Origin of the sequence: Hyphomicrobium sp. LHD-15, from assembly GCF_031157355.1 — a bacterium.
Lineage (GTDB): Bacteria > Pseudomonadota > Alphaproteobacteria > Rhizobiales > Hyphomicrobiaceae > Hyphomicrobium_C.
Genome location: NZ_JAVIFT010000007.1, coordinates 1 through 23,140, shown reverse-complemented (window position 1 = coordinate 23,140; position 23,140 = coordinate 1). Strand labels below are relative to the sequence as shown.

21 protein-coding genes are annotated in these 23,140 nt (G+C 63.8%); 12 read left to right on the top strand and 9 right to left on the bottom strand.

Going from position 1 to position 23,140, the window contains the following annotated elements:
* Positions 1-1,058: 1,058 nt before the first annotated feature.
* The gene (locus RCO24_RS17345) at positions 1,059-1,829 is read left to right on the top strand and encodes a DUF4846 domain-containing protein (RefSeq protein ID WP_308963918.1); all 771 of its coding nucleotides are present in this window, start codon (positions 1,059-1,061) and stop codon (positions 1,827-1,829) included.
* A gap of 90 nt (positions 1,830-1,919) precedes the next feature.
* Here RCO24_RS17345 and RCO24_RS17340 read toward each other — a convergent pair whose 3' ends face one another.
* The 4 genes from RCO24_RS17340 to RCO24_RS17325 form a co-directional block, all read right to left on the bottom strand.
* Positions 1,920-2,321: a hypothetical protein gene (locus tag RCO24_RS17340; RefSeq protein WP_308963917.1), complete on the bottom strand. Its 402-nt coding sequence runs from the start codon at positions 2,319-2,321 to the stop codon at positions 1,920-1,922.
* A gap of 175 nt (positions 2,322-2,496) precedes the next feature.
* Positions 2,497-3,636: a pyridoxal phosphate-dependent aminotransferase gene (locus RCO24_RS17335; RefSeq protein ID WP_308963915.1), complete on the bottom strand. Its 1,140-nt coding sequence runs from the start codon at positions 3,634-3,636 to the stop codon at positions 2,497-2,499.
* A 10-nt stretch (positions 3,637-3,646) separates the two neighbouring features.
* The gene (locus tag RCO24_RS17330; protein WP_308963913.1) at positions 3,647-4,084 is read right to left on the bottom strand and encodes a DUF1489 domain-containing protein; all 438 of its coding nucleotides are present in this window, start codon (positions 4,082-4,084) and stop codon (positions 3,647-3,649) included.
* A 46-nt stretch (positions 4,085-4,130) separates the two neighbouring features.
* Positions 4,131-4,592: a hypothetical protein gene (locus RCO24_RS17325; protein WP_308963912.1), complete on the bottom strand. Its 462-nt coding sequence runs from the start codon at positions 4,590-4,592 to the stop codon at positions 4,131-4,133.
* Between the two features lie 177 nt (positions 4,593-4,769).
* Between RCO24_RS17325 and RCO24_RS17320 the strand changes: the two genes are divergently transcribed.
* On the top strand, positions 4,770-5,297 hold the full coding sequence (locus RCO24_RS17320) for a hypothetical protein (protein WP_308963911.1): 528 nt from the start codon (positions 4,770-4,772) through the stop codon (positions 5,295-5,297).
* Here the strand turns inward: RCO24_RS17320 and RCO24_RS17315 are convergent, their stop codons facing one another.
* Together RCO24_RS17315 and RCO24_RS17310 are read right to left on the bottom strand one after the other, a co-directional pair.
* Complete coding sequence (locus RCO24_RS17315) at positions 5,298-6,101, bottom strand: YdcF family protein (protein WP_308963910.1); 804 nt, start codon at positions 6,099-6,101, stop codon at positions 5,298-5,300.
* Positions 6,102-6,148: 47 nt separating this feature from the next.
* Positions 6,149-6,445 (bottom strand): SH3 domain-containing protein, encoded by a 297-nt coding sequence (locus tag RCO24_RS17310; RefSeq protein WP_308963908.1) that lies wholly within the window; start codon positions 6,443-6,445, stop codon positions 6,149-6,151.
* 374 nt (positions 6,446-6,819) lie between these two features.
* Here RCO24_RS17310 and RCO24_RS17305 point away from each other — a divergent pair, with 374 nt between their 5' ends.
* The 5 genes from RCO24_RS17305 to RCO24_RS17285 all read left to right on the top strand — a co-directional run bounded on the left by RCO24_RS17305 (position 6,820) and on the right by RCO24_RS17285 (position 11,334).
* Positions 6,820-7,308, top strand: a complete 489-nt coding sequence (locus RCO24_RS17305) for an isoprenylcysteine carboxylmethyltransferase family protein (RefSeq protein ID WP_308963907.1) — start codon at positions 6,820-6,822, stop codon at positions 7,306-7,308.
* A gap of 34 nt (positions 7,309-7,342) precedes the next feature.
* The gene (locus RCO24_RS17300) at positions 7,343-8,155 is read left to right on the top strand and encodes a DUF5655 domain-containing protein (RefSeq protein WP_308963905.1); all 813 of its coding nucleotides are present in this window, start codon (positions 7,343-7,345) and stop codon (positions 8,153-8,155) included.
* A gap of 86 nt (positions 8,156-8,241) precedes the next feature.
* Positions 8,242-9,576: a hypothetical protein gene (locus RCO24_RS17295; protein ID WP_308963904.1), complete on the top strand. Its 1,335-nt coding sequence runs from the start codon at positions 8,242-8,244 to the stop codon at positions 9,574-9,576.
* Between the two features lie 208 nt (positions 9,577-9,784).
* Positions 9,785-10,615 (top strand): HAD-IIB family hydrolase, encoded by an 831-nt coding sequence (locus RCO24_RS17290; RefSeq protein WP_308963902.1) that lies wholly within the window; start codon positions 9,785-9,787, stop codon positions 10,613-10,615.
* A 23-nt stretch (positions 10,616-10,638) separates the two neighbouring features.
* The gene (locus RCO24_RS17285; RefSeq protein WP_308963900.1) at positions 10,639-11,334 is read left to right on the top strand and encodes an MgtC/SapB family protein; all 696 of its coding nucleotides are present in this window, start codon (positions 10,639-10,641) and stop codon (positions 11,332-11,334) included.
* Here the strand turns inward: RCO24_RS17285 and RCO24_RS17280 are convergent.
* Together RCO24_RS17280 and mgtE are read right to left on the bottom strand one after the other, a co-directional pair.
* Positions 11,331-12,983, bottom strand: coding sequence for a hypothetical protein (locus RCO24_RS17280; protein WP_308963899.1), 1,653 nt, complete (start codon positions 12,981-12,983; stop codon positions 11,331-11,333). The two genes, RCO24_RS17285 and RCO24_RS17280, sit on opposite strands and share 4 nt — an antisense overlap.
* 124 nt (positions 12,984-13,107) lie before the next feature.
* The gene (gene mgtE, locus RCO24_RS17275; protein WP_308963897.1) at positions 13,108-14,484 is read right to left on the bottom strand and encodes a magnesium transporter; all 1,377 of its coding nucleotides are present in this window, start codon (positions 14,482-14,484) and stop codon (positions 13,108-13,110) included.
* Positions 14,485-14,752: 268 nt separating this feature from the next.
* Between mgtE and RCO24_RS17270 the strand changes: the two genes are divergently transcribed.
* The 4 genes from RCO24_RS17270 to RCO24_RS17255 all read left to right on the top strand — a co-directional run bounded on the left by RCO24_RS17270 (position 14,753) and on the right by RCO24_RS17255 (position 21,646).
* Positions 14,753-15,928 (top strand): polysaccharide deacetylase family protein, encoded by a 1,176-nt coding sequence (locus RCO24_RS17270; protein WP_308963895.1) that lies wholly within the window; start codon positions 14,753-14,755, stop codon positions 15,926-15,928.
* A gap of 161 nt (positions 15,929-16,089) precedes the next feature.
* Positions 16,090-17,139 (top strand): polysaccharide deacetylase family protein, encoded by a 1,050-nt coding sequence (locus RCO24_RS17265; RefSeq protein ID WP_308963894.1) that lies wholly within the window; start codon positions 16,090-16,092, stop codon positions 17,137-17,139.
* A gap of 293 nt (positions 17,140-17,432) precedes the next feature.
* Entirely contained in the window at positions 17,433-18,578 is a 1,146-nt protein-coding gene (locus tag RCO24_RS17260) for an efflux RND transporter periplasmic adaptor subunit (protein ID WP_308963893.1), read from the top strand.
* A complete protein-coding gene (locus tag RCO24_RS17255) occupies positions 18,578-21,646 on the top strand; it encodes an efflux RND transporter permease subunit (RefSeq protein ID WP_308963892.1) in 3,069 nt (1,022 codons plus the stop codon). The genes RCO24_RS17260 and RCO24_RS17255 overlap by 1 nt, the downstream gene beginning before the upstream one ends.
* A gap of 43 nt (positions 21,647-21,689) precedes the next feature.
* Here the strand turns inward: RCO24_RS17255 and RCO24_RS17250 are convergent, their stop codons facing one another.
* Positions 21,690-22,439, bottom strand: a complete 750-nt coding sequence (locus RCO24_RS17250; RefSeq protein ID WP_308963891.1) for an SDR family oxidoreductase — start codon at positions 22,437-22,439, stop codon at positions 21,690-21,692.
* A 347-nt stretch (positions 22,440-22,786) separates the two neighbouring features.
* On the opposite strand from RCO24_RS17250, the gene RCO24_RS17245 reads away from it, so the two are divergent.
* Positions 22,787-23,140: hypothetical protein (locus RCO24_RS17245; RefSeq protein ID WP_308963890.1), on the top strand; the 354-nt coding region annotated here is incomplete at its 3' end.

Below are 23,140 nucleotides of genomic sequence, written 5' to 3'. Positions count from 1 at the left end.
AGCCTCGTGAGGCTTGGGCCTGATCGAAGGCCGAGCAAAGAACCGGCCCGTAGCCATGGGATCAGGCTTTGAAAATGAAAGCTGGCAAAGCGCCGAGCAGGACTCCCAGAGACGCCGGGAAATCGGATGGTCCAATCTACGCCCGCGACCTCAACGATCCCTTAACTACGAACACCCACAGCTTGCACATACTTCGTGAATTGACAGCGCGAGTGAGCAGGCGCACAATTCTCGTATTAACTGAAAGGAGGTCTAAGAAAATGTGGCCACCGGATCAGTATGAGCCGTCCGAAGCATTCTGATTGCCGGGCTTCAGCCCAGCAATTGTCGGACGGCATCAAAAAACAATTTCGAACGTGACACGTGGATACTTCAGATCATCTGCGAGCGCTCCGGCATCGCGGTGAGAGCCTGTGCATTCGATCGTCAGATCCTGGATCGGCAACCGTTGGTAGATCCCACCTGGCAAGACCAGTGATCGGGAGCCAGCCCAGTCGGCCAGATGGATCGAGCGAGCCGTTGGGAGCGAAAGGGACCCCGGCTGCGCACACAGGACCAGAGCACCGTACGGGCCGATAGCAGCGAGGCTAGTGCTGGCCAGCCCAGAGCAAGCCCAGCCTAGCGCAAGCAAGCGCCTCGAAACCGAGGCTGCCGGCATGGCCCAGATTGGGAGACGGCGCAGAAAGCTGAAGGTCCGCGAAAGGGAGATCAGCAGGCTAGGACGCAAAGCGGAGCGGCCATTCGGCCATCGGCGTGGGCGAAACCGCCCCTGACGACCTGAAGCCGGACCATGCGCCGTTGCCGCAGTCATTGCAGATGTCCTCGACCGCGATCGCGTGAGCCCGCCCGGACACCTCCTCCGGCGGGCTCATGTCTTTGTAGCTCAGCACACCGCGAGCAGGGAGAGACGCACGCCACGTCGCGGCCTTGCCACGATTGCGTGCGAGCCAATCCGCATGAAGCTGATCTCCGTCCCCCTCCCGTCGCGAACTCAGGCAACCCAGAACGACCGCGGGCACCCGCAAACACGCCTTTTCTGGCGTTGCGGGCGCATAGCGTTGGGTTTCCTTCTGGCGACGCTTGCCGCCGCACCGATCGCCCACGCCCGTGCGCCCTACGGCTGGCTACCGGCCGAAACCGCATCCGTCGCGTCAGCGACGCTCGCCGCGCGCGTCGCGCCGCCGCCGGGCTTCGAGCGCGTATCTGCTCCCGTTGACAGCTTCGCAGCCTGGCTGCGCGGCCTCCCCATGCGGCCCGAGGGCGCCCCCGTTCTCACCTACACCGGCGCACGCAAATGGCGGCAGGACGTGCACGCAGCCGTCGTCGATATCGACATCGGCAAGCGCGACCTCCAGCAGTGCGCCGATGCCATCATGCGGTTGCGCGCCGAATGGCTGTTCAGCCAGAACCGCGACAAGGAGATCGCTTTCAACGACACCGACGGCAAACGCCGCCGCTTCTCGGCGACGAAGCGCAGCGACCACCCCGGCCTTCGCAAATACATGGACCTCGTGTTCGCCTACGCCGGCACCTATTCGCTCGAGCGGGAGCTGAAGGCGGTCGCGCCGGACTCAATCGCCATCGGCGATGTTTTCATCAAGGGAGGTTTTCCGGGCCACGCCGTGCTCGTCGCCGACATGGTCGAGAACAAAGCGACTGGCGAAAAGCGCTTCTTGCTGCTGCAGAGCTACATGCCGGCCCAGGACATGCACATCCTGAAAAACCCCAACAGCGTTGACGGCACGCCCTGGTACACGACGCCTATCGGCAACGAACTCGTGACGCCGGAATGGACGTTCCCGCGCACGGCATTGAAGCGCTGGCCCTGATCGAACACGGTCACAATCGGGATGCAGAACTAAAAAGCGCGCCGGACGAACCTCGTCCGGCGCGCTTTGAATTTCAGCCTGCCAAAACTCTTACCGTGAAAGCCGAATCACGCCCGACCCCTTCGAACTGGACAAGCGTACGACTTGGCTGCCGCCGCTGACAGAGATCGCGATTTTGCCCGAGGTATCGAACTCGGGATTGTAGAATGTCCCGCGATAGCTGCTGCCCGATCCGCGCACGAAGCCCGTCTGCGAAACAGTACCGGACTGCGTCGCGCACGTGGCGCTTACGTCATAGGCAGATTTGCCACTCGGCTTGAAAGTGGCCCGGCAGCGGGCACTTTCTTTTGCGCCGGAAGAGTAAGTAAAGGTTCCGCCGCCCTTCCACGATCCTGAAAGACCGGGCGAATCCGCAAAAGCCGGAGCGGAGGCGGAGAGCCACAGCGCCCCCAGCCCGAGAGAGAGCAACATGCTCCGTTTGAAGTTCTGCATCAGTCTCCCCTTCCAAGGGTGCTTCCACACAGGGAAGCACGACAAGCGATGATCTTGGGTGCCGCAACGCATCAATCAAGGGCCGCACCATCTTGTATTCGCGTCCCTCCCGCCGAATTCGGCCTCCCAGCCGTCCCGGCTTTTTTGTCGCATTATAGCGCGGGAAACTGAGTCCTTATGACGAAGTTTCGTTCAATTTTATCTTTGATCGTTCCCGCGCCGCACCTAACGCGTCACCCAGCGCATCCTCGAAACGTGCAAGATCCTCGTCTCTCCCGCACGAAACCCGAATGCAGCGATCGAGCGGCGCCACCGCCGGCTTGCGAACGAAAATGTCGCGCGAGATCAGCTCTTCCAGCACCGCGCGCGCAAATTCTCCGTCTGCGCCACAATCGATCGTGACGAAGTTCGCGCCCGATGGCAATGGCACCAGTCCGTGGCTTGAAGCGATGTCGGAGATGATGCCGCGCGCGCGCGCAATCTTGCCGACGGCAACTGCGAGATAGGGCTGGTCGAGCAGCGCCGCCAGCGCGCCGATCTGTCCCACACGGTTGATCCCGTAGTGATTTCGCACTTTTTCGAAGTGCGCGATCAACTCCGCGTCCCCGATCGCATAGCCGATCCGCGCCCCCGCAAGACCGTACGCCTTGGAAAAAGTGCGCAACCGCAGCACTTGCGGGTTGGCGACATCGATCGGCGGAATCGCATCCGGCGGCGCGGTATCGCAATAGGCTTCGTCGAGCAGCAGCAGCACGCCGTCCGGCAACGCCTCGATCAGCGCCGCCAGCGCGTCCTTGTCCCACCACGATCCCATCGGATTGTCCGGGTTGGAAACGTAGAGCACACCGGCTTCGTGTTGCAGCGTAGCACTGAGCAGCGCGTCGAGGTCTTCCCGATCGTCGCGATACGGAACCTTGACCAGGCGCGCGCCCTGAGCCGCCACGTGGAAATTGAAGGTCGGATAAGCGCCGTCCGATGTGACGACGACGGAGCCCGGCTCGGACGCGATCTTGATCGCGAGGCCGAGCAGCCCATCGATGCCCTCGCCGATCACGACGTTCTCAGCCGCCACGCCGTGATGACGCGCAATCGCATGACGAAGATCGTGGTTCTCGGGATCGGAGTATTTCCAGTTCTCCGCGCCAGCAGCCGCCATGGCCGCAACCGCGGCCGGGCTAGGGCCGAACAGGCTTTCGTTGGCACCGAGACGCGCCGCGAACGGCCGCCCCCGCGCCCGCTCCTGCGCCTCCGGACCAACGAACGGAACGAGCTTCGGCAGCTCCCGAACGATGCGCGTAATCGGTGGCCGTCCCATCCGTCCCTCTTCAAATCAAACCGAGATCGAGCAGCGCGCGCCGCATATCGGCGGGAAGCGCCGAGAGATCGCCACTGCCAGGCGCCAGATCCCCCGGCGCATCGTCGTCCGTGAGATAGCGCCAGCCCTGGAACGCCCGCCGCGGCACCGGCCGCACCGGCACCAGCTTTTTATCGAGCAGGATATGGCAGCACGGCGTCCCGTCGTCCTTCGCGCCGTCTTCGAAACCGATCAGCGCCTGGCGCACCTGAATGACGCCCTTGATCACCCAGTAGAGCGAGCCGCCCGGAATGAGCTCCGCCTGCCGCTTCGGCGTCTGCAGCGTGGCATGGAAGATCCGGGGTTTCTCGCCCTGCGCCTTCTGCTCCCGAAAATGCTCTTTCTGCCAAGCGGCAAGATCCTCGATCGACGAGACGCCAACGCAGAGCTTGACGATATGGAGTGCCATGCCTCGCTCCCCTCGAAAGAGCAGCCGCTGAGCGCGCGATACGCGATTACTTGTCCGTGCAGAAGCCCGTGTATTGACCGAACACCGGCTGCCCCAGAAGACCGAAGTGGCGCGAATGCACGGCCGGATACTTGCCGAGGTGCGGATCCTTGTCATAGACGGTCGTGAGGTTCAGGAAGCCTTCGTTGACCGCCTCCAGGAAATGGTTCGCGTTGATCGCGCGCACGACGCTGAGCTTGCCGCCCTTGGCGTCCGTCCCGGTCTTGAGCGTCGCTTTCTGCTGTTCGAGGTCGATCTCCTCGATGCTGAACGACAGCGGGCTCGGAGCCTTCGAATTGTAGACACCGGCATCGTAGCTCCACGACGTACCCCCGGTGAACGAGCATTCGAGGTTTTTCGGAATGTCCTCGGCACCGGCCGCGCCCGCCATCAGGCCCAATCCGACAAGCGCCCCCAAGCCCCGGGCCGTAAAGACACCCCAAACTCCGAATTTCGAACCGCGCTTCATGCTGATCCCTTCCCGGGAGCCCCCTAGGCCACCCCAAACTCCGACTGGAGCGAGAGGGTTAGCCCGGCAGGAGGATCGGGGTCAACCGGACGCAGCGAAAGCCTTTGTCATGCCGCTTTTTAAGAGCGAAAATGGTCGAATCGACGGGGACTTCACACACGGTATTTCGATCGGCGCATGAACGGCTTCCAGCCCAACATGAAAACGACGTGCGGCAAGATGTGCGGCAAACAGGTTGCTCTCGCGGCATTCGCGGGGCTGCTGCTGGGCGGCTGCGCATCGCAAACCGAGGGGTTGAACCCGACGACAGGCTCCATCGTACCGTCCCAGAACACGGTCGTAGCCGCCGAGACCGTCTCCAGGCTTCCGTCCGCCGCCGGCTACCAGCTCTCGGCCAACGAGCTTGAGCTCGACTGCCGCAAGCTCACCGGCCGCATGGCGGTTCGCATCGTCCAGGTTCGCGACTTCCAGACCCGGAGCCAGACCACGGCGCTGGCGCGCGGGTTCCAGTCCGCCACCAAGCCCGTGTTCGGCGGCTCGACGGAGGGCATGGATCCCGATGGCCGCTATGCCCGTGACCGCGGCATGCTGGAAGCATACAACCGCCGGCTCGAAGAAAAAAATTGCCCGAACTTCGACCTCGACACAGAGCTTGCGCCCGGCGCAAAAGACCCACCGCGCACGCGCCAGGCCCACAAGTCCTGATCAGGGCGCGGGAAACAGGTCGTCGATCCGGCCAAGCACGCGATACGCGAAAAGCCCCAGCCATTCGTTCGCGCCGAGATCGAGCCGCATCAGCCCTTGCGGAATGCGCTCGAAGAAGCGGAGCAGGTCTTCCGGCCCGCGCGTGCGGTAGTCGACCGGATAGGCGATGACGTCGAACCCGACTTTACGGAACAGTCCCACCGAGCGCGGCATGTGAAAGGCACTGGTGACGAGATACCAGCGCTCACCGGGCTTGGGCGCCACGAGTTCGCGCGTGAAGAGCGCATTTTCGTAGGTATTGCGCGACTTGTTTTCGAGGATCAGCCGCTCCTTGGCGATCCCCGCATCGATCAGGAAGCGCCCGACAGGCTCGGACGCTTCCACGTTGCGCGCGAGCAACCCGCCAACCCCGCCGGTGAACACGACCTTCGCTTCGGGGTGACGAAGCGCAAGCCGCAAACCTTCGGTGATGCGTTCCGCCGCCTCGTTGACGCCGAGCCCGCCGCGTCCGCTCGACACCCACCCGTCCTCGAACCCGCCGAGCAGGATGATCCCATCGACGCGATCATCGGGGCCGGGGGCCGGCACCGACGCGAATTGCTGTTCGAGCGGCAGGACGAGGAGATTGCCGACCGGTATGAGGCCACCCGCAATCAGCGCGAGCACGCCACCCCAGGCGAGCCGGCGCCCGGCAACGCTTTCCCTGCCCCGGCGCGTGAGCCAAAGCCCAACGACGACGGCAAGCACGGCCAGCGACGAAGGCTGAGCGAGAAGCGCCAGCATTTTCGAAAGCGTAAACGGCATAGCGCCTCGTTTGCCTCAGCCCCGCCCGTCGCTGTGAAATGCCGCGCTTACGGGCACGGAAGCTTCGCCAGGTTCGATTTGTCTGCATACCCCTCGAGCGAGCCCTTGCGGACGGCGCACCAGAAGCCGCGCGGCGTGCAGAAGAGCTTCCGCTTCTCGAGGATGTCGCCCTTTTTCGCAACGCCGATCACATCCGCGCTGCTATAGGGACGCGCGCGAATATTGAGGCTAGGAACCGTGACTTTGAAGCAGCCGTACTTCGGCGCCGCCTGCGCTTCGGCCGAAAAACCGCTGAGCGAAACCAGCCCGGCAAGGGCGAGAGCAAGAGGAGCTTTGAGGGTCATGGATGTTTCCTTCCTTGGATGCGCGTGACGCTATTGGCGCCAATACACCGGCCTTGATGAACCGGATTTGAACCGAAGCCCGCTTGTGCGGCATGCGCGTCACGCAACCGGGCGAAGTGAGAAGCGAGCTTCGGGCTAATAAGGGACACGGGAATCAGCGACTTGATTTTGTGAGACGTGCGTGACGAAGCCGCCGCAAACCGATGATTGATATCTAGCGCGGCCTCGTGACAGCACCTCGTAAGAGCGATTACGGATAAAAGTGAGGCCTATCGCCCCTCTCGCGGAATTGCCAGGGAAGCGAGGGACAATTAACCCTAAAACACCGAACGGACAGTCCAAGAGACCACACGAGAGAACGACGCAAGAGACCGATGACGAACCCCTCCCCCGCAACCGCAGCTGTGCCGCCCTCGACCATCCCGTGGCCGCCGATCCTGATCGTGGCCACCATCGCCGGCGCAATCGCGCTCGGCTCTCTGGTCCCGCTGTCCTGGCCGGGCGAAAGCGATTTCGCCGCCCGCATCGCCGGGCGCAGCCTCGGCGTAGCCGGTATCGTGCTGCTGATCTGGGCCGTCGTCACGCTTCGCCGCCACGGCACGACCGTTCTGCCCGACAAAGCCACCGATGTCCTCGTCACCGATGGCCCGTTCCGCTTTCGCCGCAACCCGATCTACGTCGCCGACATCCTGATCCTGCTCGGCTTGGCGGAATTGACCCAGAACATCTGGCTGGTGATCCTCGTGTTCCCGTTCGCGCTGTTGGTCACGTGGCTCGCCATTCTGCCCGAGGAGCGCCACCTGGAGGAACGCTTCGGAGACGCCTATCGCAGCTACAAAGCCGCCACCCGGCGCTGGATTTGAAACGCATGACGCGAGCCATAGCGAGAGAGGCCCTGTGAGCATCGACTACGGCGAGAGGGAGCGCCAATTTCTCGAAGCGCTGAAAGCCGACACCGGGCGCACGCTCGAAGAGTGGATGGCCGCCATCACGTCCCAAGGGCTCACTCAGCGCAACGACATCATCGACTGGCTTCGACGTCAGAACTTCATGTTCTCGAAGGCCTCGTGGCTTGAGCGCATTCACAATAACGGGGGAAAGCCGATCTACGCCGGCACCGGAGGTCCGCGGCCCCAAGCGCGTCCGCGCAATCCGGCCGGGCAGCGCCTTCACCCCCCGCTGCCACCAGCGCCTGAGCCTCAGTCTGCGACCGCTCCACCCCCGCCTGCGCCCACACCCCAGCCCGCAGCGGTTGTCCCACTGAAGCCGTCCGCACCGGTTCTCCGGCTCGTTCCAACGCCTCCTCCCGCTCCGCCCGTTGCCGCGCAGGTTGCAGCCCCCAGCTCCGGCCAATCCGATCCTGCCGCGCTCGACGCCCTGCTCGCGCGCGCCAAGGCGTTTCGCCCCCTCGCCGCCTATTTGATCGCCGAGATCCGCAAGGCCGTCCCGGACGTGACTGTAACCGCGCACGAGGGTTGGGTTGGGTTGCAAAGCACCGGCAGAACCTTCGCCGTCATCGCCATCAGCGCCAAGGAATTGCGGCTCGGCCTCGCCTTGAAGGAGAAGCCTCCAGAGGCCGCGCTGGAACCGGCAAAACTGCCCGCTTTGCGTGGCGCACCGCCCATGAGCCACATGGCTGTGCTGAACGATGCCCGCCAGATCACGCCCTCCCTGCTGGCTGCCGTCGCGCAGGCAGCAGACGGCGTCTGACCGGCCACGCCCACCGGAACCTTCCCGCCAAATCATCGATTTGCCTGAATCCAGGTGCTGCATAGCGGTCCCTTGAGGAGGCTCGATTGACGACATTTGCCCACCCCGATGCACGCCTGAAACTTCGCACCCACGCGCTCGTCGGTGCGGCGGTCTCGCTGCTGGCCGTGGCACATCTCGCGAGCCCGGCCGCCGCCGAGCCGCCGCGCATCAAGGATGGCATCGCCGATTTCCTGCGTACGGGGCAAACCGCGCCCACCACCAGCGGCGAAGCGACCGCAACGGCGGAAGCCGCACCCGCAGACCCGCGCGAGGGCGATGCGGGCTACGAGCAGGCTCGCCTCCTGATGAACGCCATCGACGGCATCCTGAACGATGTCGCCGAGCAGCGCGCCGAAGCCAAGAAGCTGCCCGGCAAAGACGAGTTCCTGGTCACGCCGCTCTGGACCGAAACCCGCGAGGACCGCGAGGATCGCGTCCGCAAGCTGCTCGACGCGACGCTCGGCATCGTCACCGATGCGCCCGTCGTCGACGTACAGAAGAAGATCGAAGGCTATCGGCGCAACATCCGCGATCTCGAAGCGGGCATCGTGTCTCTCAAGGAGAAGCAGCTCACTGCACCGAAGGACGCGCTGCTTCCCGGCGTGCTGACCGACACGGTCGAAAGCCTCGCCACCAAGATCACCGAGCACAAAACCCGCATTGCCGAAAATCAGGCCTCGATCGTCGCGGCAAAGAACGAGATCAAGGACGCACTGACGAAATCCGGCGTCGATCTCGCTCCCGACCAGCTCGATCTCCTGCTCGACGGCGTGCTGTCGGGCGACCTCGTGCGTCTCGTCGCGACCTTCCACGCCGCCAAGATCATCGACGGCCAGCTCGCCAAGCTGATGACCGCGACCGCCGAAAATCCCGGCGCGGCCCGCAAATATTTTGCGATGCACGCGGCGCTGTTCGCGCTGCTCGTGCACGCGCAGGATTCGACGATCAAGAAAATCGACACGCAGTTCATGCCGAAGCTCGATGCCATCCTGAAGGACCTTACGGAGGCGAAGCGGAAAACCCAGGAGCTGATGCGCGCCGAAAACCGTCCCGACCAGAAGCGCGCGCTCGAAGCCAACCGCGAGAGCCAGAAAATCGCCGAGGAAGCCGCCAAAGGCTACCGCCGCTATCTCGCCCAGCAGCGCGAGCAGATCGCCGCCGCCCGCACCCGCGCGACGCACGATCTTCGCATCGCCGACAACACCTTCGACACCGTCGAAGCGAGCCTCGAACTTCGCAATCTGATGCGCGACAGCTCCACCTCGTTCGAGGCGATCCAGAAGCTCGAAGCCCCGACCTTCGAGCAGATCTTCAAGAACGAGGAACTGCGGCGCGAGTTCGAGAACCTCACCCGCAAGCTCGACGCGCCCACGAGCTGAGTTCAGGCAAGCGCTAATCCCTCAGTGGACGGGCATCACCGAGATAGCCGGTGCTTCGCACCTTAAGCGATGAGCTTATCACCTATTCATCGTTCGCCTTGCCGGATCGACACATTACCTTCGCACTTTTACGGAGCCGGACACGCACGGCTCCTGCCAACGCGCCGGCTTCGCTTCGGCAGCGCGCACCCAACCCCAAGGAAAGCCGATGAGGCCTCTCGCCAAAGCAACGCCCTATGAGTTTCGCGATGTCGAGGTCGTCCTGACCGACATGGACGACACTCTGACGTTCGACGGGCGGCTCTCGGCCGAGACTTACGACGCCCTCGAACGGCTGGAAGCCGCGGGCGTGCGCGTCATCCCCATCACCGCCGCGCCCGCCGGATGGTGCGATCAGATGGCCCGTATGTGGCCGGTCACGGCCGTGATCGGCGAGAACGGCGGTTTCTGCTTCAGCCGCAAGCCCGGAGTCGCCGGGTCCGCCATCGAACGCCGCTTCTGGCTCGACGACGCCGAACGCAAATCCACCAAAGCAAAGCTCGCCGACATCGCCCGCACGATCCTCGCGAGCGAAGCATCGCTCCGCCTCTCCGACGACCAGCCGTTCCGCCTGACGAGCCTCGCCATCGAACGCCCGCGCGACAGCGCCACAGCCCGCGCCGTTCATGCTCAGTTGCTTGAGGCCGGCGCAGACGCGACGCTGAACTCGATCTGGGCGCTCGCTTGGTTCGGCGGTTACGACAAGGTCAAAGCCGCGCGAAAATTCCTGCCCGCAGTCACCGGCCACGACATCGATCTCGACCGCGACAAGCTCGCGTTCGTCGGAGACTCGGCCAACGACGCCTCGATGTTCGCCCACCTGCCGAAATCGGTCGGCGTCAGCACCGTCGTCCATCACCTGCCCGAGATCCCGAAGCCGCCCACCTGGATCGCCAACGGACCGGGCGGACGCGGCTTCGTCGAGGTGGCTGACGCGATCCTAGCCGCACGCAGGGCACGCGCTCCAAAGCGCGCCGCCTTGGTACGGGAACTCGGTTGAGCGCACGAGGCACAAGAGGGCAGATGCAGCAGCACTATGTCGACATCGCATCGCACCTCGGAGCCGCTTGGGTCGCCGGAAGCTTGATCGGGTTGGAACGGAGTTTCCACGGCCGCCCCGCCGGATTTCGCACCCACGCACTCGTCTCCCTCGCCGCGGCGCTGCTGATGGTCGTCACTCACTATCAGTGGGATTGGCTCGGCAAGACCGTACCCTTGGAAACGGTTCGCACCGATCCGACACGTATTGCCCAAGGCATCATGACCGGCATCGGCTTTCTTGGAGCCGGCGTCATCTTCAAGGACGGCTTGACCGTACGCGGCCTCACCACTGCTGCGTCGATCTGGATCACCTCCGCCATCGGCATTCTGTACGGCGTGGGCTTCTTCTATCCGGCCACACTAGCCACCATCGCCACACTCGGCACGCTCGCCGTTTTCCGTCGCATCGAAGCCTGGATCCCCAACCACAACTTCGGACAGTTGGTCCTGCGCTTCAGAGAAGAAAAAATCCTGGCCGAAAGCGAGCTTCGAGACCTGATCGCCAAACAAGGCTTCTCGATCGCCAACATGAGCTACCGGTTGGATCGCGAAGCCGGCTTCTTCGAATATCGCATGATGGTCCGCACCGCGAGCAAGCACGCCATCGAGACACTGTCGAACGACTTGCGCGGAAGGCCCGACCTGCTCGAATTCCGGATTTCGCCGAGTGGCGACTAACCTGGACCGGATTTGCCGAACCAAACGCGCATCAACGCCCGCCAGCGCCGGCCCCAGCTCACGCTCTCGTCGGAAAGCGAATCCAGGAAATCCGAAAGGCGTCGCGACTTGACGACGGTGTAGAGCGTGAGCAGCGCCGTCGGTACGAACACCGCGAAAAACGCGGCGAGGCGCCACCACGTCGGCTCCTGCGTCCAGTCGAACAGGTTCATGCCGATGAACCCGGTGGTCACGGTGCCGACGAGACCGAACGTCGTCACGACCGTGAGGCGGACCACAGTCTCGTTCTGCTTTCGCATCGCCTCGACGTCGAGGAAGCTTCCCATGTCCTGCAGTTCCTCGCGAATCTCCCGATAGAGCTCGTCGAGCTGCAGATGGCGGCGCGTCATGTCGAACAGCTCGTGCACCTGCGCCTGGTGCGAGATGTTCTGGAACCAGTAGCGATGCGCGAACCTCAGGAAGTTCTCATGCGCATTACGGATATCGCGGCGGAAAATTCTGTTGGCCTTCGGATTGGGGATCTCGAGCCGGCTGACCGCCGCCACCATGCGGTCCGAGAACATATGCAGCGCCGCTTTCTGGAAGTGCGCGATGAGGAACATCAGAAAATGCTGATGGCGGAAGCGGCACAGCACGCCGCCTTCCTGGCTCAAATAGAAGGCGTCCGAAGCATCGCCCGTCACGACCAGCGTATCGCCGGAGGCGTGAAAGCGCACGCTGGCGGCTTTCTGCGCTCCACCCGAGCTGAAATTCCGATCGTAGCAGAAGCGCTGTTCGAAATCGGCGAGATAGGCTTCCGAATAGGGCAACGACGTGCCGTCGCCTGCCTCGTTACCGAGCGCGAGCCGGATCGAATCCGAGCGCGAGATCGTCTCCGCCCGATCAAGCGCCAGATACGCCATGTAGGGCATGCGGTAGTATTCGAGCTGGCGGTAGCGCACGAGGCCTTTCTTGTCGGCGTGGTGCAGCACCAAGGGCGACATCAGGAATTCCCAATGCGCAGCCGTCGTCGGCGCGCGGTGACGGCCAACGAACGACAGAAACTTCTCGCGGCATTCGTAGTCCGAGGTCGCCAGCACCTTGTCGTCGAGCGAAAGCCACTCGACCTTCCACGGGCAATGACCGCCCCGCCCGCTCTCCGCCTCCCAGTAGGCCGGATAGGCGCGCCCGAACCGGAACATCAGGTTCTGGGCCGTGTCGAACGCGATGTCGTCGACGTAGACCTCGAGCGCAAGCAGGGCGATATCGATGTCGAAGAAGAAGTAGAGATCGACGTGCGCAACCGTGAGCGTGATCGGCTCGTCGCCGCGATCGAGCGTCACCCGCGCTTTCGCGATATCCGCGCGCCGCATCACCCGGATCGGGCTTTCGCCATAGACCTTGCTCACCGAGCGGCCGAGACCTTGCCCGTAGAGAAACCGTTGAACCGGCGGAAGAAAAGTCACGAATTCGTTGTAGTGCCGAGCCTGGAACTCGCCCGGATCCCCGAATTCGTCATCGAGTTCGAACCAGGGGTTGTCCGGCCCCGGCTTCGCGAGATGCTCCCAGTGATCCTGTAGCTGCGCGTCCTCGTCGAGAGGAAGCAAATAGACCGGCCACAGCAGGATTTGACGCAGATGGGTGACGCGCTTGTCTTGGATGGTGGCCATCGGCGTATTCCGCTTCTTCTCGGGACCTCACTCCTCTGATAACCACGCCTCGCCACGCGCCCGCAAGCTGCAAACTGCGGGTAAAGCGTCATCAGATCGTCATATGAAGCGGCGGACAGCCGGGTCAGAGCAGGATCACGGACGCCAGCCCGAGAAACGCGAAGAAGCCGACGCAGTCGGTGATCATCGTCACGAACACGCCCGACGCGGGGGCCGGGTCGAGCTTGAGCCGGTCGAGCGCAAGCGGAATGAGGATACCGGCCAACGCCGCGGCCAGCAGATTGACCACCATCGCCATCCCGATCACGGCGCCGAGCTTGCTCGACCCGAACCACAGGAAAACGATGGTCGCCATCAGCACCGAAAGAACCAGTCCGTTGAGCAGCCCGACGAGCGTTTCGCGCGAGATGATGCGCCCCGCGTTGGCCGCGCCGAGCTTGTTGGTCGCAAGCGCACGCACCGTCACCGTCATGGTCTGCGTGCCGGCGTTTCCGCCCATCGACGCCACGACCGGCATCAGCACCGCGAGCGCCACCATCTGCTCGATGGTGGCATCGAAGGCCTTGATCACGAACGACGCGAGCACCGCCGTGCCGAGATTGACGATCAGCCACGGCACGCGGCTCTTCGCCGTCTGGATGACGCTGTCGGCGATGCTTTCGTCGCCGACGCCGCCGAGTGCCCTCATGTCCTCGTCGGCCTCGTCCTGCAGAACTTCCACCACGTCGTCGACCGTAATCACGCCGACGAGCTTGTTGTTCTGATCGACGACCGGCGCCGACATCAAGCCATACCGCTCGAACTGGCGCGCAACCTCTTCCTGATCCGCCGTCGCCAGCACGACATGCAGGTCCGTCTCCATGATGTCGGAGACCAGCACCTCGCGCTTGGTGCGCAGGAGCCGCGAAAGATCGACGGTGCCGAGCACGCGGAATGCCGGATCGACGACGAAGATTTCGGCGAACGTATCCGGCAGATCGTCGGTCTCGCGGGCGTGCTCGATCACCTGCTCGATCGTCCAGTAGGGAGCCACTGCCACGAAGTCGCTCTGCATCAAGCGACCGGCGCTCTCCTCCGGGTACTCGAGCTGCCGCTCGAGGGCGAGGCGATCACCCTTCGGAAGGTGGGCAAGAATTTCGTCGCGGTCGGCCTGCTCGAGGTTTTCGATAACGTAGGCGGCGTCGTCGGTATCGAGTTCGGTGACGGCCTTCGCGAGCAGCTCGTTCGGCAGCGCCTCCGACAGCTGATCGCGAACCGTCTCGTCGATCTCGGAGAGAACTTCGTAGTCGAAGGCCGGGCCCAGCGCCTGGATCAGCGCGATGCGGTGCTCCGGCGAGAGAAGCTCGATGACGTCGGCGAGGTCGCGCGGATGCAGATCGACGACAAGTTGTGCAGCCCGCACATTGTCGCCGTCGTGCAACGCAAGGGCGACGTCGCGCACGAGATCAGCCACGCTGATGGCATCGGCCTCAGGAGTTGCCTGCTCATCCAAGCCCGACATCGAAACTCCGAAAATTCGCGGATTCTGTTACATAAGACGGCGGCGCCGATCATCTCCGGCGCACACCGGGCCAAAATTGCGCCCGGCGCCCCTGTGCAGAGGCCCTCGGCGTAGCATAGCCGTCACACCAGCGACACTCCGAACAGCCAAAAAAATGCTGTGGCCGAGCAAGGTTGCAATTTAGATACAAAGTCTTTTACGAACCGTGCTTCAATACGCTGAACGCGTCGCGGCCTTGGGACATGGGCCGGCGAAAAGGAGAGGGATGATGGGCGCCAGTCGGTGCACAGGACTGGCCTTCGGTATTGCACTGGCGGCAATTGGGGCTGCAGGGCATTTCGATGGCGTGCGTGCGGAAACGCCGGATGCTTATACGCCACCCGCCACCAAAGCCCCCGCCACGCGGGCCCACGGCGAGCAGACGCCGCCGGTAAACCCCGGTGCCCAGACCGAGCTCAACGCCACCGTCACCCCGGGAAGCCTGTTCTCCCCCGATTGCGTCAACCGCACCGATCTTCTGGGCGTCTCCCGCGTCGTCGAAATCGACACCACTGCCGGCCCGCGCTTCGGCGACCAGTACTCCAAGGACGAGGTCAAGTTTCTCCAACCCGGCGAAGTTGTCCTGACCTTCGACGACGGCCCCATGCGCCGCTACACGCTGCCGATCCTCGATGCGCTCGACGAGCAGTGCGTGCGCGCGACGTTCTTTTCCGTCGGCCGGATGGCCATCTCCGATCCCGCCACCCTGCAGGAGGTCGCCCGTCGCGGCCATACCATCGGCGTTCATACTTGGTCCCACAAGAAGCTCAGCGCGCTCGGCGCCGACGCGATGAAGCGCGAGTTTGAGCTTGGAGCCTCGGCTGTCGCCGGCGCCTTGGGAACACCGATCGCACCGTTCTTCCGCTTTCCCTACCTCGCCCACAGCAAAAGCGCGCTCGCCTACATTCAGGGCCGCGGCATGGGCATCTTCGGCATTCATGTCGATTCCGCGGATTTCCGCACCAAGAGCCCCGGCGTGGTTCTGCGTAACGTGATGAGCCAGCTCGATCGCGAGAAGAAGGGCATCCTGCTGTTCCACGACATTCAGCCCTCGACAGCGGGCGCGCTCGCGAGCCTGCTCGCCGAGCTGAAGACGCGTGGCTACAAGGTCGTGCACATGGTTCCGAAGCACGGCGCAACTACGCTGCCGGAATATGACGCCATCGCCGAAAAAGCGCTGCGGGCGAAATCAGCCGCAGCCGCCAATTCGCCAATCGCAAAGCGATCGGTAACCTGGCCCGTTTCGGGCGATGAGCCCGCGCCCGAACAAGGCAAACCCGCCGCCAAAGCTGCGCCGTCTGCCAAATCGGGCGCCCCCAAAACGGCCACCCGCCCCGCCAAGCCATACGATTGGGCCAACCCGAGCAATGATCCCTGGCAGCTGACGCCGTTCGGCAGCCAGTAAGACGCTGCAGGCGGGAAGCCAGCCCGAGAGTTGCTTCTCACGCGAGTCCCAAAAGCCGCGCCGATACCGTAAAATTCACCCCGGCGCGGCCGAAAGCTTGTTGCTGGCCTGGAAATCACCGACAGTTCGCGCCGTTATCGCCGAACGACAGGAGCCCTTCCATGCGCCTGAGGATCAGAGATGTCTGGATGGCCGTTAGCGCCTTTTGCGCCTGCGCGTCTCCATCCCTCGCCACAGAGTGCAAGGATCCCGACAAGGCGCTCGGCGTTTCGCGCGTGGTGGAGATCGACACTTCGGCGGGCCCGATCTTCGGCACCGCCACCAAGCGCGACAAGGAAGAAAGCTTTCTCGCTCCCGACGAGGTCGTGCTGACCTTCGACGACGGCCCCGTGCCGTGGGTTACGGAACCGATCCTCGATACGCTCGACGCCTTCTGCACCAAGGCCACGTTCTTCTCGGTCGGCGAGATGGCCTTATCGTATCCGGCCATGACCAAGGAAGTTCTTGCCCGCGGCCATACCGTCGGCACCCACACCTGGTCTCATCCAAATAACTTGAAGCGCCTGTCACTCGACAAGGCCAAGGATCAGATCGAGCGCGGCTTCGCGGCGGTAGCCTTGGCAGCCTCGACCGGCATCGCGCCGTTCTTCCGGTTCCCTGGCCTGAACGACAGCGACGAACTGCTCGCCTATCTCCAGTCGCGCAACATCGCGAGCTTTACCGTCGATGTGATCTCCAACGACAGCTTCATCGGCAACCCCCAACGCATCGCCGACCGCACCGTGAAGCTGGCAGTCCAGCAGCACGGCGGCATTCTCCTGTTCCACGATCTGAAGAAGCCGACCGCCAAGGCCCTCCCGGCTATCCTGGCCGGCCTCAAGGCCAAGGGCTTCAAGGTCGTCCACCTGCGCGCCAAGGCCAACGTGGTGCCGCTCGCCACGCTCGACTCTGAGTTGCAGCCCATACTCGCCAAGGCTCCATCGCGAACCTTGGTGCCATTCTACGGCCCCGTACCACCCCCGAAAACGCTGTCCGGAGAGGATCCCGCGACCACTCTGCTGGCACCGGCAGCCAAAGTCCGCCTCAGCGAGGTTCCGCCGGCAGAAGATAAACGTGTGGCCGCCCAGCCGCTAAGGCGCCGGGCGTCGACCCCGGTCTCAGCCCAGCGCGGCCGCCGCCATCGGCAGGCCCGCACGGCTCCGGCAACCTGACCGCCCTGTCGTCAGCCGCAAAACAGCGCTTACCCGTAAGCATCACGGATGCATGCGCTGTAGCTCCTGCCACATTTCGGCAATAAACTGGCCAAGGCCGGCATCCCGGTGCTGCGAGAAATTTCGACGGCTTTCCGAGCCTCGTCGCGTTAGGGATGTCAGGAAGCCGCGAACGCGCCGGTCGAACGGATAGGGCGTGCTTCTCCGACCCGCGAGCCGGAACGCCCGAAAATCGGGCCGGGCCCGATCGAAAAGCCGAATTCACGCGACACGCTAAGGTCTTGGTGCCCAACATGGTCAAAGTCTGGATTGCTTTTGGTCTGCTGGCGCTCTCGGCGGGCGCCGCATTCTACGCAACCGACGGGAAGCTTTGGGGGCTGCCCGAGCGCGTCGGCCTCGATCCCGAAGCCCTTCTCGCCACGCCGCGCGCCCCTTCCGCAGCCCAACAGCCTGCAGCGAAGGGCGAGCGCACCCAGAGCGTGGCGGTGGAAACCGCGACGGCACTTTCGACGACCTCTACGGAAGACATCCGCGCCATCGGCACCTTGCAGTCCGATGAATCGGTTCAGATCAGCTCCGAGATCACCGGACGCATCACCGAGATTCAGCTCTCGGAAGGCGCCCCGGTCAGCGCCGGCGCCGTGCTTGTCCGCCTCGACGACGCGCTCGCCATTGCCGAGGTCGATGACGCACAGGCACGTTTCAATCTCGCCCAAGGCAATCTCGGACGCGCCAATTCCCTCGCCAAGTCCGGCAACGTCACCGAGCGTGCGCGCGACGAGGCCTCGACCAACGCCGAGACAACGCGAGCCGCCCTCGAGCTTTCCAAGGTTCGCCTCGACAAGCACACCATTCGCGCGCCCTTCAGCGGCGTCGCCGGAATTCGCAAAGTGTCACCCGGCGCCTACATTGCCGCCGGCGCCCCGATCGTGAACCTCGAAAAGATCGACACGCTCAAAATCGACTTCAAGCTGCCCGAGCTGTTCCTCGCCCAGGTGAAAAACGGGCAATCGGTCGAGATCACCGTCGATGCCCTCCCCGGCCGCACGTTCAATGGCACCATCTACGCGATCGACCCGCATCTCGACATCAACGGCCGCGCGCTCAACATTCGCGCCCGCCTCGCGAACCCGGATCTCGTCCTGCGTCCCGGCCTGTTCGCACGCATCCGCGTCAAAGGGCAGGTGTCGCGCCATGTCGTCGTCATTCCTGAGAGCGCCGTCGTTCCGCGCGGCGAAGAGAAGATCGTTTACCGCGTCGAGAACGGGCAGGCCCTCGAAACCAGGGTCAAGCTTGGCAACCGTCACGACGGCGTGGTCGAGGTGCTCGACGGCATCGCGGCCGATGCGATCGTCGTGACCGCCGGACAGCAGAAGCTCAAGGATGGCATTGCAGTCGAGATCGTGACTGCCGGCCAGCCCAGTGCGCGGGGCACCTGATGAGCCTGTTCGAGCTCTGCATCCGCCGCCCGGTCTTCGCCACCGTTCTGAGCCTCGTCCTGGTTTTGCTGGGTGTCGTCTCCTATTCGCGCCTGTCCGTTCGCGAATACCCCAACGTCGATGAGCCAGTCGTCTCGGTGACCACGCGCTACCCGGGCGCTTCGGCCCGCATCGTCGAAACCCAGATCACGCAGATTCTCGAAGGCTCGATCGCGGGCATCTCGGGCATCGACGTGATCGATTCATCGAGCCGCTCCGAGCAGAGCCGGATCAGCGTCCGCTTCCGTCCCGACATCGACCAGGACGTAGCCGCGAGCGACATCCGCGACCGCGTGTCCCGTGTCCGCGGGCGCCTCCCCGACGAGGTCGACGAGCCGGTCATCGCCAAGGTGGAAGCCGACGCGCAGCCGATCATGCTGCTCGTGTTCACGAGCCCGGTTCTGAGCCCCCTCGAGATCACCGACTACATCGACCGCTTCATCGTCGACCAGCTGAAAAACCTCAACGGCGTCGCCGACGTCTCAATCTACGGCGAACGCCGCTACGCCATGCGGATCTGGATCGACCGCGAGCGCCTGGCTGCCTACGCGCTGACGGTCCAGGATATCGAGAACGCGTTGCGCGCCCAGAACGTCGAGCTGCCGTCCGGCCGCATCGAGAGCGCCAACCGCGAATTCAGCGTGCTCTCGCGCACCGGCCTCGTCACGGTCGACGAGTTCAAGAACATCGTCATCAAGGTCACCGGCAACCATCAGGTCAAGCTCGGCGAGGTGGCGCGCATCGAGCTGGGCGCCGCAGACGAACGCCGCGAAAGCCGCTTCGAAGGCAAAACCGCGATCGCCATCGGCGTGATGAAGCAGGCCGTCTCCAACCCGCTCGACGTCTCCCGCGAAACCCGCGCGCTGTTGCCCAAGATCAACGAGACCATGCCAAACGGTCTTCAGGCTTACATCGCCAACGACGACGCCATTTTCATCGAGAAATCGATCCAGGCGGTCTACCACACCATCGGCGAAGCGATCCTGCTGGTCGTGCTCGTCATCGTCTTCTTCCTGAGATCGTTCCGCGCGTCCTTAATTCCGATCGTCACCATTCCGATCTCGCTGATCGCCACCTTCACGCTGATGTTCGCCTTCGGCTTCAGCGTGAACACGCTGACGCTGCTCGCCATGGTGCTCGCCATCGGCCTCGTCGTCGATGACGCCATCGTCGTGCTCGAGAACATCTACCGCCACATCGAAGGCGGCATGAAGCCGGTCGAAGCCGCCATCAAGGGAACGCGCGAGATCGGCTTCGCGGTTATCGCCATGACGCTAACGCTCGCGGCCGTTTACGCGCCGATCGCGTTTGCACCCGGGAAAACCGGACGTCTTTTTCTCGAGTTTGCGCTCACGCTCGCCGGCTCCGTCATCATCTCGGGCTTCGTCGCCCTCACCCTGACACCGATGATGTGCTCGCGTATGCTGCGCCACGAACCCAATCCCGGCCGCCTCTTCCTGCTGATCGAGCGCTTCTTGAACGGCCTGGAAAACGGCTACCGCCGCCTGCTCGGCGTCGCGCTCGCCCATCGCCCGGTCGTGCTGCTCCTCGCCGTCGCGACGGCCGGGTTCAGCGCCTACTTCTTCGCCAACCTCAAATCCGAGCTGGCTCCCGTCGAGGACCGCGGCATCATCCGCGTGCGCGGCACCGGCCCGGAAGGCGCAACGCTTGCTTACACCAGCCGCTACAGTGCCGAGGCCGACGCCATCCTCGCCGACGTGCCGGAAATTCAATCGCGTCTCGTCATCAACGGAAACCCGGAAGTATCGGGTTTCCTGATCTTCGCCCCGCTCAAGGACTGGGACGAGCGCAAACGCACCCAGCAGGAAATCTCGCGCGAGATCACGCCGAAGGTACGCAAAATTGCGGGCGTGCTGGCCTTCGCACCGAACCCGAACGCGTTCGGACAGCGCGGCTCCTCGAAACCCGTCGAGTTCGTGATCCAGTCGTCCGGCACCTATGAGGAGCTGGAGCAGCTCTCCGGCAAGGTGATGGAAGCGCTCGAAGGGTATCGCGGTCTCGAAAGCCTCGAAACCGATCTCAAGCTCAACACGCCGGAATTCCGCCTCGAGATCGACCGCGCCAAGGTCTCGGACCTGCGCCTCGATGTGAATGTGGTCGGACGCACGCTCGAAACCCTGCTCGGCGGCCGCCAGGTCACCCGCTTCGAGATGAATGGCGAGCAGTATGACGTTCTGGTCCAGCTCAAGGAAAGCGACCGCGCCACACCCTCAACGCTCGACACCATCTTCCTGCGCTCGCCCGCCGGCGACATGGTCCAGCTTTCGAACATCGTCCGCGTCGTCGAGAGTGTGGCGCCGAAGGAGCTCAAGCGTTTCAACCAGCTTCGCTCCGTGACGCTGTCGGCGAACATCGCCCCCGGCTATGCGCTCGGCGAGGTGCTGGCCCACATCGAACGCGTCGTCGACGAAACGCTGCCGCAAACGGTGCAGACCGACGTCAACGGCCAGAGCCGCGACTATCGCGCATCGAGCCAGAGCCTCGCCGTCGTGTTCGTGCTGGCCCTCGCCTTCATCTATCTGGTGCTCGCTGCCCAGTTCGAAAGCTTCCGCGATCCGCTGATCATCCTGATCACGGTGCCGCTCTCCATGTGCGGCGCCCTCGGCGCGTTGCACTTTGCGGGCGGCTCGCTCAACGTCTATTCGCAGATTGGCCTGATCACGCTCGTGGGCCTCATCACCAAGCACGGCATTCTGATCGTCGAGTTCGCCAATCAGCTGGGAACGGAAGGCCGCCGCCGTGCCGAAGCCATCGTCGAAGCCGCGAGCCTGCGCCTGCGTCCAATCCTGATGACGACGGGCGCGATGGTGCTCGGCGCGGTACCGCTTGCGCTCGCCGAAGGCGCCGGCGCCGAAAGCCGCCAGCAGATCGGCTGGGTCATCGTCGGCGGCATGAGCTTAGGGACGATCCTGACGCTGTTCGTGGTGCCGACGGTCCTGAGCTATATCGGCTCGTCACATCGCGAAAGCGAGCCCGCGGGCAGCGCTGTCGCAACGCCCGCCGAATAACTTTTCTAACTAGCTAGCCAATCGCCGGAGCTGCGCCGCAGGCTCAGCACCAGCGGCGGGCTGCCCCTTCCGCATCGAGCACATGACCCGAAATGCTGCGGCCCTTGCGGCTCGCCATCTCGAGCGCAACCGCCGCGAGATCCGCGTCGGACGCATCCCCGTGCCGCCCCATGACCGCGATCGACGACGGCGGCGCAACCGCATTGATGCGCACGCCATGGGCTGCCCAATCCTGGGCAAGCGAGCGCGTGAGATCGGCGAGCGTCGCGCGCAGCACGTCGGCGAACATCATCGAGCGACCGTCTCCGCTGCCCGCGACGCGGACGACATTGAGAATCGATCCCTCGATCCAGACCAAGCGCATGCGATTCGCCGTGATCTCAGTCAACCGCAGTGGCAGGCGAAGCACGTCCGCTACCAGCCGCTCGACATCCGCGACGGTTTCGAGCCGCGCCACCGCGCTAGGATCGACCGTCACCAGGTTGACAACGGAATCGAGACCGCCGAAATCCTTGACCGCCGTCTGCACCAGGCGTTGGGCATCTTCGTCGCCCTGGAGCGGATCGTTGAAAAGACGGATGTCGGAAGAATTTTCCGCGAGCACCGCGGCAAGCTCTGTCATCTCCGGCGTATCTTCCGGTGACTGAATAACGAGACGGGCGCCATGGTCGGCAAACCCGCGTGCAAGATCGAAACCTGAAGTAGACGTCAGCCCGGTGATGAGAACGCGTGAACCCGACAGCTCGGGCATGGCGACAAACTCATACGGGCGCGAAATTACGCTCATCAACATGCGGGCAGGTCTCCTTCGTACGCCGGACAAGTGAGGCGGCCCGGACAGGACCATACCATTCCGATTCGCCTAACGACATCTAAACGGCAGCTCGATTCGGGTGGCGTCTAGGCTGCCTCATGGCGCGATTGCGGCTCTCCCCTGCGCAAACATGTGGCACCCATCCCCGCACGCCGATGCATCCGCGCCACGCCTCGGCCTAAGTCGGTAACCCGCCTCACGAAATGCTGGTGATACCCGCCTCCCCTCAGATTGCCATTGTTGGGGAACAGACCGACTCTCTTCCAACGATTCGCACCGGAGTCTTTCGGTGCCATATCTGCAAAGTATTGGGGGAAGAGCAGATCATGACGGGAAATCAAACAGCCTCACAGACTGTTGTGGTGGTGGCGATGGGCCTTGTGGCGGGGGCCAGCGCGGTCGCCTTGTACCATCATGCCGGGCTGCCCGGGCCTGTAGCGGCAACCGCATCGCTGGCGGCCTATCTGCTGTTACTCACCGTCCATGCCTTTGTCTGGCGCGGCCACCGCATCGATTTCGGGCCCGTTAAGATCCTCGACCGCCGCGACCAGGAGATCCGCCGTCTGAAGGATGACGGCCGGGCTGCCCCGACGCTCGGCGCCGCATCCAACGGCCCCCCGCCGCTGGCACGCGGCCCCCGTCCCGCCGCCCCCGGCCCGGCAGCAGCACCGCTTCCGCCG

Coding starts and splice junctions, on each gene's coding strand:
- RCO24_RS17270 (WP_308963895.1), top strand. CDS start 14,753: ATGGGCGCCAGTCGGTGCACAGGACTGGCCTTCGGTATTGCACTGGCG.
- RCO24_RS17260 (WP_308963893.1), top strand. CDS start 17,433: ATGGTCAAAGTCTGGATTGCTTTTGGTCTGCTGGCGCTCTCGGCGGGC.
- RCO24_RS17325 (WP_308963912.1), bottom strand. CDS start 4,592: ATGAAGCGCGGTTCGAAATTCGGAGTTTGGGGTGTCTTTACGGCCCGG.
- RCO24_RS17330 (WP_308963913.1), bottom strand. CDS start 4,084: ATGGCACTCCATATCGTCAAGCTCTGCGTTGGCGTCTCGTCGATCGAG.
- mgtE (WP_308963897.1), bottom strand. CDS start 14,484: ATGTCGGGCTTGGATGAGCAGGCAACTCCTGAGGCCGATGCCATCAGC.
- RCO24_RS17340 (WP_308963917.1), bottom strand. CDS start 2,321: ATGCAGAACTTCAAACGGAGCATGTTGCTCTCTCTCGGGCTGGGGGCG.
- RCO24_RS17320 (WP_308963911.1), top strand. CDS start 4,770: ATGAACGGCTTCCAGCCCAACATGAAAACGACGTGCGGCAAGATGTGC.
- RCO24_RS17310 (WP_308963908.1), bottom strand. CDS start 6,445: ATGACCCTCAAAGCTCCTCTTGCTCTCGCCCTTGCCGGGCTGGTTTCG.
- RCO24_RS17290 (WP_308963902.1), top strand. CDS start 9,785: ATGAGGCCTCTCGCCAAAGCAACGCCCTATGAGTTTCGCGATGTCGAG.
- RCO24_RS17285 (WP_308963900.1), top strand. CDS start 10,639: ATGCAGCAGCACTATGTCGACATCGCATCGCACCTCGGAGCCGCTTGG.
- RCO24_RS17255 (WP_308963892.1), top strand. CDS start 18,578: ATGAGCCTGTTCGAGCTCTGCATCCGCCGCCCGGTCTTCGCCACCGTT.
- RCO24_RS17335 (WP_308963915.1), bottom strand. CDS start 3,636: ATGGGACGGCCACCGATTACGCGCATCGTTCGGGAGCTGCCGAAGCTC.
- RCO24_RS17315 (WP_308963910.1), bottom strand. CDS start 6,101: ATGCCGTTTACGCTTTCGAAAATGCTGGCGCTTCTCGCTCAGCCTTCG.
- RCO24_RS17305 (WP_308963907.1), top strand. CDS start 6,820: ATGACGAACCCCTCCCCCGCAACCGCAGCTGTGCCGCCCTCGACCATC.
- RCO24_RS17280 (WP_308963899.1), bottom strand. CDS start 12,983: ATGGCCACCATCCAAGACAAGCGCGTCACCCATCTGCGTCAAATCCTG.
- RCO24_RS17250 (WP_308963891.1), bottom strand. CDS start 22,439: ATGTTGATGAGCGTAATTTCGCGCCCGTATGAGTTTGTCGCCATGCCC.
- RCO24_RS17265 (WP_308963894.1), top strand. CDS start 16,090: ATGCGCCTGAGGATCAGAGATGTCTGGATGGCCGTTAGCGCCTTTTGC.